The sequence below is a fragment of the Streptomyces sp. NPDC001204 genome, from assembly GCF_053598035.1.
Genome location: NZ_JBSFJL010000015.1, coordinates 53,704 through 72,016, shown reverse-complemented (window position 1 = coordinate 72,016; position 18,313 = coordinate 53,704). Strand labels below are relative to the sequence as shown.

Below are 18,313 nucleotides of genomic sequence, written 5' to 3'. Positions count from 1 at the left end.
ACCACACCGGCATGGCGGCCCGGGTACGCGTGGAGCCGGCGTGTGAGCATTGTCCTCGCCTCGCGCCACCCGGCCGGGCGGGTGGACCGTGTTTACCAGAGCCGTCCTTGCGCCACCGCGAGCGTATCGTTGGCGGTCAACTCCCCCCTCGGACACAACCACTGACGGTACGGTGACGAGGGCCTCGACGTTATGGTCGTGGTCTCGTCTTGTCGTGGGTGTCGCCGGGGCGCTGGTGCGCCCGTGGAGCTGGTCCACCGACACAAGTCACCGTCCGGCGCAGCGGCGGCGAAATCCAGCGCGATCGGGCAGTGGGGTGAGTGCGGCGAAATCGCCGGCCTGGCCGGCCCGCCCGGCTCCGGCAGCGGATTCGAGGGCGGGAGCACCCGGGGTCCGGCTGATCCGCGGGACGTACGGCGTCGGCCCCAAGGAGACCACAGGAAGGTGGCCCAGTCGGCGCCCCGTTCGGAACACCGCCGCGATCTGCGCATCGATTGGACTCAGAGGTGCCGGGCGGACGGCCGTGGCGGTCAGCGGCTGCGCTCACACCATGCGGGGGTGGGGACCATCCCTACCCGGGGAGGACCTTGAAGGTAGCGTCGTGTGGCGGATAACGGGGCGTAGGGACGGTGGGCCCATAGCGGCCAAGTGGGGCTACGTCCGGGGCGTCGGCTGCGCAGCCATGTCCCTCACGTTCTCCAGCAACGCGTGCAGCAGCTTCGGTTCACCGTCGGCGGAGCGCGCGGCCTCCGCGTACGTCGGCACGTGCTTGCCGTCGACGTACCCGGTGCCCTGCGCGATCAACTCCTGGCGGCGCGCGTTCCATGCAGGCCAGGCGTCCTTGAGGTACGTGTCGAGGTCGTCCTCGAAGACCGTGTGGGTCGCTTCGCTCCTGGTCGTGGGACGTGCCTCGGCCGGAATTCCCAAGTAGCCGAGGATCTTCGTGTTCTTTCCTGCCGATTCCCGCACCCTGTCCTCCTTCTGAGCATCGGTGAGGTTCTTCGGCCCGGTGTCCGCGTCGAAGACGAGGTAGCAGCGGACACCGAGGCCCGAGAGGATGGCGTGGCAGAGGATCATGTTGTCCTTGCCCTCCGCATTCATTACGCAGATGCCTTCGGCTCCGAGGTGGAGTCCCTGACGCTCCGCGAAGGCGACGAGGACGCTCTCGTCCGTCGCGCCCTCGACCACGATGGCGACGTTGGCGAACAGCGCCTCGGCGAGATTCTTCACGTAGCGGGTAGCCCCCCGGCGGGCGATCGACTTCTCCTTCACGTGGCCGTCAAGCGACTGACGCAGCTCCTCCTCGGTGAGTCCGCGCAGGCACACCTCGGGATGGTCGCCGCCCACGGCGCGGTACAGCCTGCGGACCTGCTGGTAGTCGCTCGGGTCGATGAACACCGGGCTGTGCGTCGCGTACATCACCTGGGTCTGGTCCTCGGCCGACTCGACCAGGCTACGCAGTACCTGCGCGAATACCCTGGTCTGTGCCGGGTGCTGGAACAGCTCCGGCTCCTCGATCGCCAGGCACAGGGAACGTGTGCCGCTCTCTGGGCGGCGGCGCTCCGAGAGATACCTGAGCGCGGCGATGATCAGCGCGCGCTGGAATCCGTGCCCCTGTCGCCGTACCGGCGTGAGGGCCGCGCCGTCGCGGATGTTGACAGCGAAAGCGGTCCTTGCCCGCTTCGGGACGTGGGCCGTCGGTGTGACGACGACGTGCCGCCCGGTGGTGAACCGGCCGACCTCCTGGGAGAGGGCGTCGGACAACTTCGCTAGCACCGGCCCGTAAATCTCCTCGTGCACCTTCTCGCGGGCGACCTGGGCGTCCTCGTCGATGGCCGTGAACTGTGCTTCCGCCTCTGAGCGGTCGACCGCGTGCTCGAGGATCCGGCCCACCACGGAGGCCTTGTTGTCGTCGGTCTCCTCATAGGCGCGCAGGTCGGCGGAGATGAAGACGAAGTCGATCAGCTTGCCGAGCAGTCCCTGGCCGGCGAAGCCGAAGAATTGCGTGCCTTCGACCTCGGCCTCGGTGAGCCGCTCCCGGTGCGCCGCCTCCCAGGCCCGCATCTCCGCCTCGGCGGCGTCCCAGCTGCGGACGGCGGGCAGGCCGAGTGCCGGGTCCTGGTCGCGCAAAGCCTTGTACGCGGCCGTCCTTTCCCGGTTGCCGGCGCTCTGCCGGATCCGCTCGAAGGGGGGATAGGCCAGGGCCTTGCCCGTGATCCGGTCCTCCCCGTTCTCCCAAGTGCGCCAGATACGCAGGCTCTCCACGCCCTCCGGCGCGTAGTGGCCGAGCGCGGCACTGTCGGACGCGGTGAGACCGTCGAACTCGACCTCCACGCGGATCCGCTTGGTCTTCGCCGCCGAATGGACGTCCTCCTCACCGAGGCCGCCGCCCTTCTCGCCGTTGAAGAACCAGTCCAGGGCGCGCAGCACGGTGGACTTGCCGACACCCGTCGGGCCGATGAGCGACGTGATGGAGTCGAAGGAGACGTCGAGGCTGCGAAGGCAGCAGAAGTTCTCGATGAGGACTCGCTTGATCTTCACGGTTTTCCTGACGTGTGAAGGAACGGAATGCCCGGCTCTGGGGGAACGGGTTTTGGACCGCAGGTCATGGCATCCGGTGGCGGGGCGTCGACAAGGGCGACGCGTTGGCGCTGGGGATCCCCTCGGGCATGTGGTGACGAGTGCTTCTGGGGTCCCCCAGCCGCCATCGGAAGCATGAACACCTAACCATGTCAGTGAAAGCACTGTCAATCTACTGTGGGTGCAGTGATTACCGAGGCCCGTCAGGGAGCGTGTCCATGGGGGTGCGGCGTCGCTTGGGGACGCAGAGGAGTGCCACACCGAAACGGCAGTGCGCTTCGGTGTGGTGACGGTCTTCAAGGAATCAGTCGGCGGTGACGCCCGCCTCGGTCAGGAAGGTGCTCGGCTCGCCAGACCATGAGACGGAAAGGCTGTCCCTGCTGGTGAAGCCTGTCTGGCGGCCTTGCCCCAGCAGCTCATCTCCTTTGGTCGTGCTGGACCGTTACTGCCACAGGGAATCTCTTGCAGAGCATTCGGTAGCGCGTAACCAGCCGCTTCACGGCTCGGGTGACCAGGCATCACCTCCGTGAGAGCTGGTCTCCGCTGTCCAGGAGAATCTTCCTGGTACGCGCGGGACTGGTCGCGTTCCTCCGTGCGGGCTGCCGACGGCGGCCTCTGCCAAGCTGCCCGCGCATCGACATGCCACTGGGGCTCACCGAGGGAAGTGAACGTGGAGCAGTTCGCCGCGGGCAAGGTTCTGCGTAGCAGGTACAGGCTGGACCGGATGCTGGGCAGAGGAGCGATGGGGCATGTCTGGCAGGGGACGGACGTGTATCTGGAGCGGCCGGTGGCGGTCAAGACCGTTGCTGCGGATCTTCTGGCCCTGCCGGACTGGCGCCCCACCGCCCTGGCGCGCTTCGAGAGGGAGGCCAAGGCCGCCGCTCGTCTGGACCACGCCAACATCACCACCGTGTACGACGCCGCTGTCACCGAGGACATCTGCTGCCTGGTGATGCAACTCGTCGACGGGACGACCCTCGACAACGTCATCGACGGCGCCGACGGTGGGCGCCTGTCCGCGCCCGCGGCCGTCTCCGTGGCCGCGCAAATGTGCTCGGGGCTGTCCGCCGCGCATGCTGCCGGCCTGGTGCACCGCGACCTCAAGCCCCAGAACGTGATGGTCCGCACGAGCGGTCTGGTGAAGATTCTTGACTTCGGTCTCGTGAAGGTCCTCTCTGACACCGACCCGCGGCTCACCATGACGGGCGAAACACTCGGCAATGTGTCCTACGCGTCGCCCGAGCTCTTGGCCGGTGAGAAACCATTGGACGGTCGCAGTGACTTGTACGCGGTGGGATGCCTGCTGCACCACATGCTCACCGGTCGGCCTCCCTTCCACGGCAAGGGTCCCGCCGAGCTGGTGACCCTGCACCTCACCGCGTCCCCGCCCCGGTTGGCCGACTGCGGTGCCGAGGCCCCGGCCGCGCTCCAGGACCTGCTGCAAGCGCTGCTTGCCAAGCGTCCCGAGGATCGTCCTGGCGGTGCGGCGGAAGTGTACGCGGCTCTTTCCCCGTACCTGCCGGTTCCTGATCCGGCACTCGCGATCCGCAGGATGCCGCCGGAGGATCCCCGGCGGCCGTTCCTCGTACCCCAGGGACCGGTCGTGCCGCGTTAGCCAGAGCGAACCGCGGCACGATCCCAGGAGTCGGTCATGCCGCGACAGGCGGCCGAACCTTGATCAGTTCCTTGAGGAACGGGCTCGGTTCTCCGTGCCAGAAGACGTCCAGGCTGTCCCGGGCGCGCGTGGCCGCCACGAAGAGCAGGGACCGGGCGCGCTGCATCTCCAGCCGGTAGCGCGCCGGGTCCGTGGTCCGCCGCTGCTGGACGCTCGCACGCGGCACCAGTCCATCGGTCACGCCGGCGATGATCATGCGCTGGTACTCGAGCCCCTTGAAGCGGAACATCGTGCCGATGTGGACGCCGCTGTCGCCGCGGGGTCCGTCCGGGCCGATCTCCAGCGCCCGGATGCCGTGCTGGGCCAGCGCGTACGCGACCTCGCTCGCCATCTGGTTGGTCGGCACGGCGATCGCGATCTGCTCGTGCGGCAATTGACCCCAGGACTCGATCAGCGCAGCGATCGCCTCACGCTCGTCCTGCCAGTCGCTCAGCCGGTGCAGATCCGGAACGGTGCCGCTGAGCACGGACCGGTACCCGGCCAACGTCTCGGTGCTGCCGTCGAGGTCGTCGTACGTCTCGTCGCCGAGCACGTTCAGCGCGGAGCGCAGGATCTGCCGGGTGGTGCGGTAGCTCAGTGACAGCTTCGACGACCGGCCGCGGATGTTGATGCCGAGACTGCCGAGAGTCACCTGGTTCTTGTAGATCCGCTGGTGGGTGTCACCGACCAGGAAGAGGTCGTTGCGGTCCGGAGCGGTCATCGCACGCAGCATCTTCCAGTGCGCGGGCCGCAGGTCCTGAGCCTCGTCGACCACGATGTGCCGGTACCGGTAGCGCAGCCAGCCTCCCGAACCGTCGGCCACGTGGACGTTGTCGAGGCCGCCCGCTTCCTCCCGCTGGCGGTCGATGGCCTGGATGCGCCGGGCGCGTTCTGCCTCCAGCTGGGCTGCCCGCTCCGCGACCTGGTCCCATGTCTGGATGCCGAGCCGGTCGAGGCGCTGGGTGAACCGCTCGGCGAGCTGCCAGATCTCGGCGCGTTCGGCACGGCTGACCGTGCGTCCGCGTCCGGCCCGGCGGGCACGGAAGTAGTCCGTGCGGGAGGTCACGGCCTGGCCGAGGATCACCTGCGTCCACTCGTCGTGCAGGAACTCCGCGTCCCAGCCGTCCTCGCTAAGTTCGTCGAGGAGCGAGCGCCATTCGCGGACCGACTGCGCTTCGTCGACGATCCGCTTGCGGTTGCCCGGTTCCGCCTCCCGAACGGTACGCAGCGCGAGCTGGTCGACGTGGCTGATCTCGACGCGGGACAGCAGTGCCTCACCGCCGAGCGCCAGCAGCCGGGACCGCAGGTCCGCCGCGAGGTTCTTGTTGTACGTGGTCAGCAGGATCGGCTTGTTCCGGCCGGCCGGAAGCTGCTCGACCAGGTGCTTGACCCGGTGCAGCGCCACGATCGTCTTGCCGGTGCCCGGCCCGCCTCCCACACGTGCCGGGCCGCTGTAGTCCCGCGTGACCAACTTGGCCTGGGTGGGATGCAGGAACACCTTCCAGCGCCCGAAGTCCTCGCCCTCCAGCGCCTCGCGCAGCGCGTCGTCGGTCGTGGTGACGATGGTGGCGGGACGTTCGACGGCAGCCCGGAAGTCCTCGGGATCCACGGGTTCGGGCGCCGCCACGGGGGCGGTGACCTGCTCCAGGACGTCGTCGTACTCCTTGCCGTCGTACAGCGCGAGCAGCACCTCCCCGGAGAGCTGCGGCGCGTACTCGACGAGTCCGAGGAGCTGGTCCTCGGTGGTCAGCGCGGCGACGACCGGGATCAGAGACGGCGCCACACCCAGGTCGGTGAGCTGCTGCTCCGACCAGTTCCCGAACAGCGGCTCGGGACCAGCCGGCTCGGCGGGACGGGCCGGCTCGGCCGGAGCGGTGCCCCGCGGCGGCGCGGGACTGAGCACTTCCTCCCGCACGACCTGCAGGTCCACGTACTCGATGCCACCGGTGACGCGGTTGACCGAGTACGTGAGCCGGTCCAGATGCGCGTACACGTCCTTGCGGTGCTTGACCGAGACGATCAGCCAGTCGTCGTCGGCCAGGCGCAGCAGAAGCGCTCGGTACTCGTCGTTGACGCGTGCCGAGTGCAGCTTGTCGTGGCCCTGCAACTGCTTGAGACGCAGTCCCGCGGACTCGGGGTTCGTCTTGAACTTGTGCTGGAAGTCGTAGATCGCGCCCTTGACCGGGCGGGGGAGCTTGAGGATCTCCCGGTCCGCCTTGTCGAGCAGGCGCAGCGTCACGTTCTTGCCGGTCACGGCTGTTCGTTCTCCCCGTTCTCCGTGGTGGTGTCGTCAGGCTGGTCAAGACGCTTCCGGTCACCGGATGGTGGTGCGCCCCCAAGACGGTCCGCGAGGTCGTCGGCGGGCCAGTCGGCAGCGGGCCGCACTTCCCAGCCGGCCGCGGTGAACGCACGGTCGCGGTCGACGGCCTCCGGGTCCTCGTCCTCGCCCTCCGGCGGGCGCGGGGCGAGGACGACACCGACGCGTGCGCCGGGCCAGGCCAACTCGGCCATCCATCCGTCCTCGTCGAGCTCGTAGCCGTCCTCGGGGACCGGGACACCGCGCGCGGCGAGGGCCTCGGCGAGTGTGAGCAGGCCAGGCTCGTCCGGGTCGAGGTATTCGACGACTTGGTCCCACGCCGCGTCCCGGACGGGCGGGGCGACGCCTGCCGCGGACACCTTCGCGGCAGCCGGGGCGGGCGGCGTAGGGGCGGCGGTCTCGGCCGGTGCGGGCGTGCCGTCGGCGGTCGCGGTGGTGGCGAGAGTGGCGCGGAGACTCTCCAGGACGCCGCTGCCACCCGTGACCGCCAGGGTCTCGACGGGGAGCCCGTCGAGACGGCTGGTCGTGAGCTGGACGGCGTCACCGCCGCCGGTGTCCAGGAACTGGAGCACGTTCGACCAGTACAGCCAGGCCCGCCAGCGGCGCTTGTGCGCCTCCTCCTGGGCATGGACGCCGGGCGCGTCGTCGAGGAGGGCGATGCCGGTCCACGCTGGGGGCTTCGCACGGCCGTCCGCGGCGAAGACCAGCGGCAGCCCCCAGCCGTCGGTGACCGTGAACAGCTGTACCGGGCCGCGCGGTCCCGTGGGCGTTCCGCCGTGCAGCGCCGCCGTGATCTGCTCGCCGAGCGCGTCCGGCAGCAACGGGACGGGGCGGGCCCCGGTGCCCATGAAGCCCGCCAGGGCGGCCTCGGCCCGCCCCTGCCAGCGCTTCGCGTCCGGCCGGCGCAGATATTCCACGAGTTGCACGGCCGGATTGACCCACACCGTCTCCGCGAGCTCACCGGGCAGCCCGCCCCACACCTTGGCGTAGAAGTCGCGGGCCTTGCCGCGGGCCTGGTCACTGTACGGCTCCCACACCGGGTCGGCCGGTCCCGCACCCGCGTAGCCGGTGTCCCGGACGCGGCGCTGCCACTCCTTCACGTCACCGTAGGTGAGCTGGAAGACCCTGAGTCCTTCAGCGCGCAGCCGCGTGCGCTTGACGGCGTCGTCGCCGACGCGGTTGTGCTCCCGGCCGGCGTGGAACTCGTAGCCGTCCAGGTAGAGCGCCACGCGCGGGCCGGGCGCGTCGAGTCGTTCGAAGAGGACGTCGGGGCGGGTGCCGTCGAGGACGCGCTGCTGCGACACCCGCCAGCTCAGCGTGGTGCCGTCGGCCGCGGTCAGCCGCAGGTCCAGCGCGTGGGTGCCGGCCGGTGTGATGTAGGCGTCGCCGCTGGCCCGGCTCTCGGGCAGCTTGGCCCACTCCCGCAGCGTGTCGATGAACAGGACCTCGAGATCGCTCTCGGCCTGCCGGTGCATCGGGATGTGCTGGGTGGTGGCGACGGGCGAGGTGCGCCAGCGCTCGCCGTCCGCGCCGAGCAGCTCGTCCAGCATCTGCCGGACCTCATTGCGGCTGACCTTGTCGTAGTCGGCCGGCGGCACGCGGCGCAGCAGGCAGCGGTGACAGCCGTCCAGGCCCTTCTCCCGGCAGCCGCAGTTCTCGATCACCTCACGGGCCTTCAGCAGGACCTCGCGGAAGCCGTCGGAGGTCGCCAGGCGGTGCAGGTAACCGGTGCCGCCGGGCAGCCGGTCGTACACAACGAGGAACCGGCGCGGCCAGTCGCGGTCCTCGCCGTCCGGCATGGACGCGGCGGTGATGTCGATGTGGTCGGGGTCGCCGCCGTAGCGGGCGGCTATGCCCGCGAACAGCGCGGCGGTGAACGAGGCGAGCCGTTCCTTGGCCCGCGCCACGGACGCCGGCAGCAGGATGCGGACGGCCTCCGTCGTCAGCTCGTGCGCCAGCAGCAGTGGCACGTCAAGACCGGCGCCCTGCTCCTCCCCGCTGCCGCGCAGCCGCCGGCGCGGGCACCACAGCTGGTGGTGGGCGCTCGCGCGGGTGGAGCGGGCGAGGGACGCGGTGAGCGCGTGCTGCGACTGGTCGACGACCGGCCGCCCGTCGGCCGTCGCCCCACCGCAACTCGTGCACACGTAGAACGGGTTCAGGCGTACGTCGTCCCCGGCCAGCGGCACCGTGCTGCTGCCGTCCTGCCGGTCGACCCCGAGGTTCAGGGTGCGGACGACGGCCTTGCGGGTGAAGTCCGCGCCGAAGACCGCGGTGTCGTGCCGCCACGATCCGGCCGCCAGGTGCGCCGGGTCGATGTCGACGGTGGTGAGGACCGCATACCGCCTCCGGTCCCGCTCGTCACGGTCGTCCCGTACCCGGGCGTCGTCCCGCTTGTCCCGCGACAACGCGCGCCGGGGCTCCAGCACGTGGTGCACGCAGCCCGCGTCCGCTATCTCCCGGGAACCGCACCGTGGGCACGGCGAAGTGTCGTTCTTCGGATCGCCGTGCGTGCGCGCGTAGCCGCAGGCCGGGCACAGGCGCCACACCGCCCAGGCGCGCCGCTCGGGGCTGCCGATGTCGAGGGCGCGCACGACGTGCCGGTAGCCGTTGACGTAGAAGCTGTTGCCGGGCGCGAGTTCGGTCAGGGCCAGTTTGCGGGAGCGCTCGTAGTCGCGCACCTCGCTGCGGTACACCTGCTTCCGGCGCTCGTCGTCGCCCTCCGGGGCCTCCGTGCCCTCGTCGTCCCCGGAAGCCTCCTTCCAGTAGAGCGTGGCCTCCAGCGACGTCGTCGTGTCGGTGAGGCTGTAGTTGGGCAGCAGACCCAGCTCCACGAGGGCGCCGTGCGCACTGGCCTGGCTCAGCTCGCGCAGCAGCTCGCCCGTGGCGCGCCGTTCCGCGAGCAGCTCGCGCCGCTCCGCACCCTGCTCACGGTCCTCGGCGAGCAGCCCGTCCACCGCGGTGTCGATGGCGGCGATACGGCGGCGCAGCTCCTCGCGGCGCGCCGTCCATTCCTCCTCGGCCTCCTGCAGGGTTCGCGCGATGCCGCCGGTGGCGTACGCGCGCAGCTCGTCCGCGGCGTGCGGGGACACCCCCCGGTCGTCGTCCGGGCCGCCGGGCGCCTGCGGGAACAGCGCCAGGAACTCCTCCACCAGCCGCGCCCCGTGGGTGAGCGCCGCGTCCGACAGATCCTGGCACCAGCCGGTCGTGCCGAACAGCGCCGACGACAGGCGCGGCACCGGCATGAGCGGCTCGCCGTCCGCCGTGGTTAGTTCGCCGCGCGCCGCCCGGTCCAGCAGGTGCGCCGTGTACTGGCGGCGCAGGATCTCGACGGCCGACAGATAGCAGCCCGGCGGCACGATGTCACCGGCGATCATCTCGGTCGGGTCGTCCAGGTAGTACCGGTCGCGGGCCCGGCGCCCGCCGAAGGCGACCACCAGCGCGTTTCCGGTCCTGCGTCCGGCACGCCCGGCACGCTGCACGTAGTTCGCCGGGCCGCCCGGAAGCGAACCGAGCAGCACGGCCGACAGGTCGCCGATGTCGATGCCCAGCTCCAGGGTGGGCGTGCAGGAGAGCACGTTGGGGTCGGTGTAGTGGATGCCCTGCCGGAACGTCCGCTCCACCCGCTCCCGTTCGGGCCGCGTCAGCATGCCGGTGTGCTCCGCCGTGACGACCCGGTAGGTGCCGCCGGTCAGATACAGGCGGCGGTAGTAGTCGGCCCGGTAGTCACGCTCCAGTTTCCCGCCGAAGCCGCCGCTGCCCGCCCCGGTCGACGACATGCCGTACTGGGGCGGGGTGAGGGTGCCGGTGCAGCGGAAGCGCGGGCAGGGGTGCCCGTACCAGCGCGTGCGGCGCTCGGGCGGCACCACCTGCTGCCAGCCGCACTCCTCGCAGGACACGAACGCCTTGTTGACCAGGTCGTCCGGCAGGAGCCGCACGTGGACGTGGCCCGGCTGCAACCCGTAGACGCGGGTCGTGCGGTCCTTGGCGGTGCGCACCGACAGCACGCCCTCGTCCGCGAGGACGGGCAGCAGCCTGCGCAGGTACTCGGCCGCTTGCGCCGCGTCCAGGCCGAGGCAGCGCCGTGTCCAGTCCTGGTACCAGTTGCCACGACCGGTGATCGTGTCGAACTTCGTCTTCTCCTTGGGGCCGTCGAGCAGGAACCTCGGCGGTGCCACGTATCCCTCGGGGAAGGCCGGCATGCCCTCCGGCCGCTGCCCGGAGATGAGGTACTGGTTGACGCCCGCTTCCTTGATCCAGGTGTCCAGCCACCGGTGCCGCACGCCGCCGCGCAGCCGCAGCCGCTCCAGCAGTCCCCGCACGTACGCCATGTACCGCTCGGGCGTGGGCAGTCCGCCTTCCAGACCCAGCTGTCCCGGCAGTGTGAGGTGCAGGTCGCGGGCGAGCGCGACGATCCGGTCCGGTTCGGCGACCACGACCTCCGCGGCCGTGGTCCGGGTCAGCTCCAGGGTGCGCCCGAGCCGCGACCGCAGCCCGAACTCCATCACGGTCGCGAAGGCGAGCCGTTCACCGATGAGCTTCCAGGTCCGCGCGTCCCCGGTGCCGCGCCCCGACAGCAGCCGGTCCACGCCCGGTTCGTCGTGCAGGTCCGGCGGGACGACCGCGGCCAGCGTCTGCGGGTCGTCCACGGAGTCCAGGACCTCGCCGATGAGGTCGTTGAGCGGAACCGGCGCACCGGCGTCGTCCAACTGGTGTGCCAGCAGCGAGCGCAGTGAGAACTTGTACGAGGCGTTGGCGACGTACCCGGCGCGGTGCGCCGCGTCCTGCGTGGAGTCGTTGAACAGCAGTGTCTTGCGCTCCTCCGGCGCCAGCGCGATCTCCTGGCCGCCGGTGAACAGTTGGGTGACCGTGGCGGAGGCCAGCGCGGCGAGCGCGGTGCCGAGGAACCTGATGCCGTTGTCGGTGTTGCACGCCGGGCAGGTGTCGTCCTTGGCAGCCTGGTCCGCGGTCTTCTTGTCGAGAATGGCCCGCGCGAACCAGGCGTCCTGCAGCCCCTCCCCGTCCTCGGCGACGGGCAGGCGGTAGGTGCTCTGCGCCCCGTCCAGCACCACGACGGACTGCGGATCGACGCCACCGGCCTGCTTCGGCGCGCTGCCGGTGAGCGCCGCCAGGGCGTCTCGCGCTTCGGCCGGCGTCGCCGAGATGAAGTACCGCAGCCGCCGCTTGTCGCGTCCGACGGCGGCCTGCCAGATCCGCAGCGGGCTGGTCTCCAGCTTCTGCGGATCGGCCTCCGGGGACAGGGCCGCCCAGCCCGAACGGCCGCACACGCGGCAGTAGATCGCGGGCAAATGGGCCTGGGCCGGGCGCTGCACGGTGTCCGAACCGGGCAGCGCCTGGGGCCGCCGCGAGTCCGTCGTCGGCCATTCGTCGCTGTCCGACTGATCCTCGGAGGCGGACGCCGCGGTGAGTGCGGAGCGTCGCGCGACGGCCCGCTCGTCCTCGTACCAGCGGAACTCCGGCCGGCCGCTCACCCCGCTCAGCACCCGCCCCACCGGCCGCACCCACAGGTGCGCCTCGATGTGCAGCAGCGGACGCGGCCGGCGCTCGTCGGACTCCGGGTCCCGCGCGGACGACAGCAGTGCCACGAACCGCGACAGCGCCTCCAGCGCGAGCCGCGGGTTCTCCCGCGCGGTGCGCGCCCACGCGTACCCGAAGCGGGCCATACGGTCCCGCAGCCCCCACTCGTCGAGCGGCTCGCCGTTCAGCAGCGCGAGCACACCGTGAGTGAAGTCGTGCTTCTTCAGCAGCCGCCCGATCTGGAAGGCGTCCAGGCCGCGCCGTCCCAGCAGCCGCTCGGCGAGCCCGTCCAGGTCGAGCCGGTCCGGGTCGGACTCCACGCCCGGCCCGCCCGAGACCTCGATGACCTCCTTGGGGCCGGGAGGCTCGGGCAACTCGTAGTCGATGTCGCCGACGAAGTCGTCCGCGCTCAGCCGCTCCTCACCGATCACCGCGTCCGGACCGAACGGCACCCCGAACACCTGCTCGGCGACCGTGAGGATGCCGCCGGTGTCGCCCCCGCCCTCACCGAGGGTCGCCGAGGTCGCCACCGGGCAGATCGAACCGAGCGGCCGCTCCGGCTTCGAGGCGCCCACGACCGCCGCCAGCCGCCGCAGCAGCATCGCCACGTCCGTGCCCTGCGCGCCGTCGTAGGTGTGGAACTCGTCCAGCACCACGTAGGCCGGTTCGGCACCCTCCCACAGCGGACGGTCCTCGGCCCGCTGCAGCAGCAGGTCCAGCATCTTGTAGTTGGTGATCAGCACGTCCGGTGGCGACTGGCGCATCTCCTCGCGCCGTGTCATCACCCGCCGGAAGTCCGTGTCCGGTTTATCGCCGATGTATAGACCGGCCGTCACCTGCGCCAGTTCGGGCTGCGCCAGGTACTCGCCGATACGGCCGGCCTGGTCGGTGGCGAGCGCGTTCATCGGGTACAGCAACACGGCCTTCACCCCGCGCCTGCCCAGCGCCCTCTGCCGTCGGCAGTGGTCGAGCACGGGAATCAGGAACGACTCGGTCTTGCCGGAGCCGGTGCCGGTCGTCACGAGCGTCGGCTCGGCAGCCCCCTTGTACGTGCTCAGCCGCTCCCACGCCTTCGCCTGGTGCCGCCACGGCGTGAACGCCGGCTGCCACTCCAGCGCCGACCGCCACCCGTCGTCGGCGGGATGGAACGGCGTCCTGATCCGCAGGTACGGCCCCCGGAAGATCCCCGTCTCCGGATCCCCGAGGAACCGCTCCAGCGCGAGGCGCGTGTCCTCGTCGGCCAGCGCGTACGTCGTCGTGAGGTACTGCGTCAGACTGCCGCGGAGCTGCGCGGCGGCCAGGGTGGGCTTCACGAGGACCTTTCGGGCAGGGCGGCTTCCGGGATCGCCGGGCGCGCACCGCCGTGACAGTCGGCGAGAGCGGCGTGACGATCAGCATCAAAAATACCGCTCACCTCCGACAACGGGAGCCGCCCCGGCATATTCCGGTCCCGGTCGTGCGCTGCGCGCATGCCCGGTGCGACCGAAATGTCAGTCAGGTCCAGCCTGTGAGGTCGCCCACGAAGTCGTCGTACGAGCGGTTGCTGCCGCGTGGAGAGGGAATCAGCCGGTGCTTCAGCGCCTCGCGGGCGACCGCGGGCCCGTCGCTCTCCCGGAAGACCGGCTGGCCGAGCCCCCGCTTGAGTTCCTCCTTGGCATGCTTGACGCGGCCTGTGTCCCTGTCGAGCAGATGGGCGGGGACCTTCCAGCGCGGACGAACGTGCGGGAACGCTTCCGGGAAGAGCAGCAGCCAGCCCTCGGTCTCCCAGGCAGCGAGCGCGATTGCGGTCCGGAACTCCTGGCACTGGCGTGTGAACTCGTCGGCCAGCGTCTTGCGGATCCGGTCGTACTGGGCGTCCGTGTAGCCGTCCAGGTCCTCGTGGACGACGAACCCGAGCAACTCGGCCCGCTCCAGGCGGGCTTTGGCCTGCGCCTTGCCGGCCAGTGCCTCCACGGCAGCGGCGAGCTTCGGGCCGGACTTCCGGCGCAGCCGCACCGGGTCGTTGATGCGGACCAGCTTGGCCGTTGTGTCCAGGTCGGGCCGGTGAGCACGTATGAGCGCGGCCAGGACCTCGCAGTCGTTCCGGTCCTCACCGGCGAGCACGATGACACCCCGTTCCGGCGCCCGGGAGGCCCGGCCGCCGCCGTGCCGCCCCTTCGGGCTCACAGCTCACCTCCGGTAAGGTCGCCCCTCAGCGCCCCGGAGAACCACAGCTCCCCGAGCGGCTGTTCCCCCGACGCTTCGACGACGTCCTTCACTTCGTCGACGGTCAGAGCCGGGATGATCGAGGCGCCGTTCTCGTCGCGGTCGCACACTACGAACTCCTCCGGATACAGCCGGTCGACAAGCGCGGGAGAGTGGGTGGCGACGATGAACTGCGTCTGCTCGGCGGCTTCGCGCAGCCGCTGCACGACGAGTTCCAGTGCCTGCGGATGCAGGCCGTGGTCGATCTCCTCGATGCACGTGAACGCCGGAGGGTTGGGGTCGTACAGCAGCGCCAGCAGTCCGAGCAGCCGGACCGTCCCGTAAGAGGCATCGGCGAGAGGGGTCAGGCGGCGCAGACCGCGCTCGCGCAGCACGACGGTCAGCTGGTCGGTCGCCCCGCCGACCTCCTCGAACTCGATGTTCTCCAACTGTGGCAGGACCGTACGGGCGTCGGCGACCAGATCGCCCCAGATCTCCTCGCGGCCGCTGAGGTGGATCAGGAACCCGGCCAGGTTCTCGGCGTGGGGCGAGAGGGTGGCGAAGTCCGCACCGCGCAGGTGGGTCGGCTGCCGGGCCGCCGCCACGTCGACGTCGAACACCCGGAACGACGACAGCCGGTCGGCGACCCGCGTCACCTCGTCGCCGCCGTCGGCAGGACCGAGCCGGGGAAGTGTGGACAGGCCGCTGCTCAGCCTCCTGATGCCGAAGCTGCCGCTGTCCTTGGTCTGCCCGGCGCGCTCGTCGACCACGCGCGCTTCCTCACCGGAAATGGTGATGCGCCGACCACGCCCCTGCTTGCGTTTGAACGCGAAGCTCTCCTCACGGGAGAGGGTGTAGGTCACCCTCTTGACGTCCCGGTTCGACGGCAGCGAGCGACGCCGGATCGTGAGGTTGTACTCGTCGGGCGCGTTGAGGGTGGAGTTGCTGGTCCAGGTCGCCTTGAGCTGGATGCGCATGGACGTCGGCGGTTTGCTCCCGCCCCAGAAGGCCACTTCGTCGAACCCGCCGCGCGAGTCCAGTGCCGGCTGGAGGTCGGTGCGAATGATGTCGGCGAGGAAGTCGAACACCTCCAGCACGTTGGACTTGCCCGCTCCGTTCGGGCCCACCAACACGGTGAGCGGACCGAGCGGTACGGTCACGTCACGCAGACTGCGGAAGTTCTCGACGTGTAGTTCGAGCAGACGGCCAGGCATGGGACGAAACCTATCGGGTCGGTGACAGGGGCGCGGGGGAGTGGACCGGACGCGCCACCCGTGCCGCCGTGTTCTCCGTCCCGTTCGAACGCGGCCCGGGACGGCGGGCGAGGGCACGTTCCGGTGCGAGGGCGAGCCGACATACGAAGCAGGCTAGGCCTGGCCACTGACATTGCGTCCCCGGGCGCCGGTTCACCGGATCGGGGTGTCCTTGCCTGCGTGGAGTGGATGGCTGAAGTCGGACCTGGTGCAGGGGTAAGGACACTCTTCCGAGCAGCTGCGCGGGTGTGTCCGCGCATGTGACAGACCCACCCGGCAGGCTGCCAGGGTCCCACCGTGATCCGGGCGATATCCGGCCGAGCTGGTACCGGGGGCCCGCCGGTGCGACGGTAGCCGGACTGCGCTCTCTACGGATATCGAGGCCCATCATGTCCGGTCTGCCGTTCTTCGCCCCCTGTCTGGTGTTGGTCTCCGCACTCTGGGCGATGTTGCCGTTCCTTTGCCCCCGGCAGCGGCGGACGGGCATCGTCATCGCTGTCTCGCAGCTCATCGGGACTGTGGCGATCACGCAGCCCTGGACCGAGAATTGGTACTGGGACGTCGGGTGGTGGCTGATTCTCGTCTTCGGGCAGGGCGCCCTTATAGCGCTGGGGCGCTTGGCTTTCGAACTCAGCCCGCTCGGCGCTCGTCGCCACCGCGCGGCGCCCCAGTCCCCGTGAACCGGAATCGATGCGTAGAAGGTGTCACTCTCCGGCGGCCGCCTGGTGTCCTCCGAGACCGAACGTTTCGAGTACCACTTCGTCTGCGAGAAGTGGCGCGAGTCGCCGGACGGTGTTCCGGTGCTCGTCCGGGCGTCGCACACCTGCGGTCCCCGGACATCGGCGGAAGCGTCACGGATGCCCCATGGGAGCGTGCGACTCACCGGGCGTCACCCCGGGTACGGGACCACGTGCCGGCCCTGGCGCCGAGTGTCGAGCAGGCGGAACACCGCCAACACCAGTCCCACCAGGACCGCCCACAGGACGATCACCCCGACAGGCCCGGTCCACTTGCCGAACAGTCCCGCCGGAAGGGCACAGGCAACGACAACGACTGCACGTTTTCCTTGCCGCGCGAGGACTGCGCGCATCCCCGTCGTGGCGTAGCCGGGTGCGCGCGCGACCACCTGCCCGCCGACACGGACGACGAACCAACCGAAGGTGATCGTGCCCAGGGCGGCGGCCGTGGTGAACCCGGGCCGTCCTTCCGGGGTGTCCTTGGCGGGCTGCGTCACACCGTCCTTGCCGACAGCGATCTCGTAGTCCCGCCACATGGTGACGGTGACCACGTCTCCGGCACGCAGGTGCCTGAGCAGCGGCTCGGCTCCTTTCAAGTCCACTACCCAGGGCCCGGGGTCGGGCCCGTCGAGCTCGAGTGCGTATCGCGAGTACTCCTTGGACCCTCTCTTGATCACGGTGTCGCGTACGGTGGCCTGGACGGAGCGCAGGCAGTCCTCGGTGACTGCGCTCCCGCAAGGGCGGGCAGCCTGGTAGGCGCGCTCCTCGGCCATGGTGTCGGGCACCATGGCCAGAACGCCGCCGGCGGCGACGAGCAGGACGATGCCGAGCAGAACGGCGCCCGCACCGCAGCAGCGGTACCAGAGAGTGCGCAGTCGCAGCGCCGGTTGACTGTCGCTTCGGCTGGTTTCTCCGTACGGCATGTCAGCTCCACCGCCGTACGGCCGACCCGGCCGCCTCGGTCCACTTCACCGGCCGGTACTCGCTCACCACGTCGCCCTCCGCCCTTCCCGCCGGTCGTCGTGCCGACGGCGTTGCGCCCGTGGCATTGAGCCACGCCTGTCTCCCCGTCCGCCATACCGGATTCCGGCACGATCGTGACGGAACATCAACGAACCCCCGCGACAAGACCGGAGCGATCGCTTTCACACAAGCACCCTGCGTGTCGGATAGTCCATCGGTCAGGTTCATGGCATGTCTGTTGTGGCGCCAGGTCCGCCTCAGGGTGCCCGGAGTGGGCCCTGCGTCGCACTCATAGGGATCATGGTGATCCGAGTGCGTATCACGCCTGATGATTAAGTTGGTGATCCGGCTGGACGAGGTCCTCGACTTCATCGGCAAATGGCCGAACGTGGATGAGGACGACTACCGCGAAATGGCGGACGCCGTGCGGGAGTGAGGGGTTGGCGATGGATCTGGTACTGGACCCGCCGCGCGGAGTCGCGCCGATCCTGATGGGCATGACGTTCGACGAGGCGCTCGCCGCCGTGCCCGACTGGGGCGAGCCTCGGGTACTGCGGCGCCCGAGCCGGAGCTCGGCGAAGGCGTCTTGGACCCTCGACCATGTCGGCGTACAGGCTTTGGTCGAGGGCGGGACCCGCGTCACCGCGATCGAGCTGTGGTGGCCCGGTGAGGGCCGCACGTCCAGCACTCGCGTCCTGCTGGAGGGGGACGAGGTGTTCACCATGCCCGCCGGTGCTCTCTTCCGGAGCGCTGCCGAGCGGGGCTGGAGGGTCGATACGTCGCAGCCCGAGTACCCGGTCATCCCCGGGGTCTCACTGGGCTTCACGCGGCGGACCTCGCAGGAGGTCGAGCGTGACGCCGACGGCCTGCCGAAATACATCACCTCGGTCCTGGTGGCCGGCAAGGACTACTACAACTACCGCTGTGCACAGGACCCGTAGGGGGCGAAGCTGATGGACAGGTCCAGCAGGCTCTTGAACCCCTGGACCTCCATCCGGGTCGGCATCGGCCTCCGTCATGTCTGACGTTCATGCGTGGTCGATCGTCTGCCACACGTGAAACATCGTGGCTCGGCGTATCCGGGACGGCT

9 protein-coding genes are annotated in these 18,313 nt (G+C 70.2%); 3 read left to right on the top strand and 6 right to left on the bottom strand.

Going from position 1 to position 18,313, the window contains the following annotated elements; translation table 11 throughout:
• Positions 1 to 654: 654 nt before the first annotated feature.
• The gene (locus tag ACWC91_RS21435; RefSeq protein ID WP_450639907.1) at positions 655 to 2,541 is read right to left on the bottom strand and encodes an ATP-dependent nuclease; all 1,887 of its coding nucleotides are present in this window, start codon (positions 2,539 to 2,541) and stop codon (positions 655 to 657) included.
• Between the two features lie 709 nt (positions 2,542 to 3,250).
• On the opposite strand from ACWC91_RS21435, the gene ACWC91_RS21430 reads away from it, so the two are divergent.
• Positions 3,251 to 4,195: a serine/threonine-protein kinase gene (locus tag ACWC91_RS21430; protein WP_450639905.1), complete on the top strand. Its 945-nt coding sequence runs from the start codon at positions 3,251 to 3,253 to the stop codon at positions 4,193 to 4,195.
• Positions 4,196 to 4,229: 34 nt separating this feature from the next.
• Here the strand turns inward: ACWC91_RS21430 and ACWC91_RS21425 are convergent, their stop codons facing one another.
• From ACWC91_RS21425 to ACWC91_RS21410, 4 genes are all read right to left on the bottom strand, one after another.
• A complete protein-coding gene (locus tag ACWC91_RS21425) occupies positions 4,230 to 6,488 on the bottom strand; it encodes a UvrD-helicase domain-containing protein (RefSeq protein WP_450639903.1) in 2,259 nt (752 codons plus the stop codon).
• A complete protein-coding gene (locus ACWC91_RS21420) occupies positions 6,485 to 13,399 on the bottom strand; it encodes a DEAD/DEAH box helicase (RefSeq protein WP_450639902.1) in 6,915 nt (2,304 codons plus the stop codon). The genes ACWC91_RS21425 and ACWC91_RS21420 overlap by 4 nt, the downstream gene beginning before the upstream one ends.
• Before the next feature lie 181 nt (positions 13,400 to 13,580).
• Positions 13,581 to 14,252 carry a hypothetical protein gene (locus tag ACWC91_RS21415; RefSeq protein WP_450639900.1) on the bottom strand — a complete coding sequence of 224 codons (672 nt, stop codon included), beginning with the start codon at positions 14,250 to 14,252 and terminating at the stop codon, positions 13,581 to 13,583.
• Positions 14,249 to 15,484 (bottom strand): AAA family ATPase, encoded by a 1,236-nt coding sequence (locus tag ACWC91_RS21410; protein WP_450639898.1) that lies wholly within the window; start codon positions 15,482 to 15,484, stop codon positions 14,249 to 14,251. Before ACWC91_RS21410 ends, ACWC91_RS21415 begins: the two co-directional genes overlap by 4 nt.
• A 428-nt stretch (positions 15,485 to 15,912) precedes the next feature.
• Here ACWC91_RS21410 and ACWC91_RS21405 point away from each other — a divergent pair, with 428 nt between their 5' ends.
• Positions 15,913 to 16,203, top strand: coding sequence for a hypothetical protein (locus ACWC91_RS21405; RefSeq protein ID WP_450639896.1), 291 nt, complete (start codon positions 15,913 to 15,915; stop codon positions 16,201 to 16,203).
• Positions 16,204 to 16,412: 209 nt separating this feature from the next.
• Here ACWC91_RS21405 and ACWC91_RS21400 read toward each other — a convergent pair whose 3' ends face one another.
• Positions 16,413 to 17,183, bottom strand: a complete 771-nt coding sequence (locus ACWC91_RS21400) for a hypothetical protein (RefSeq protein WP_450639895.1) — start codon at positions 17,181 to 17,183, stop codon at positions 16,413 to 16,415.
• Positions 17,184 to 17,669: 486 nt separating this feature from the next.
• On the opposite strand from ACWC91_RS21400, the gene ACWC91_RS21395 reads away from it, so the two are divergent.
• Positions 17,670 to 18,164, top strand: a complete 495-nt coding sequence (locus tag ACWC91_RS21395) for a hypothetical protein (RefSeq protein WP_450639894.1) — start codon at positions 17,670 to 17,672, stop codon at positions 18,162 to 18,164.
• Positions 18,165 to 18,313: the final 149 nt, after the last annotated feature.

Bases quoted from the DNA above. Each gene is read 5' to 3' on its own strand.
- ACWC91_RS21410 (WP_450639898.1), bottom strand. From the start codon at position 15,484: ATGCCTGGCCGTCTGCTCGAACTACACGTCGAGAACTTCCGCAGTCTG.
- ACWC91_RS21405 (WP_450639896.1), top strand. From the start codon at position 15,913: ATGTCCGGTCTGCCGTTCTTCGCCCCCTGTCTGGTGTTGGTCTCCGCA.
- ACWC91_RS21400 (WP_450639895.1), bottom strand. From the start codon at position 17,183: ATGCCGTACGGAGAAACCAGCCGAAGCGACAGTCAACCGGCGCTGCGA.
- ACWC91_RS21395 (WP_450639894.1), top strand. From the start codon at position 17,670: ATGGATCTGGTACTGGACCCGCCGCGCGGAGTCGCGCCGATCCTGATG.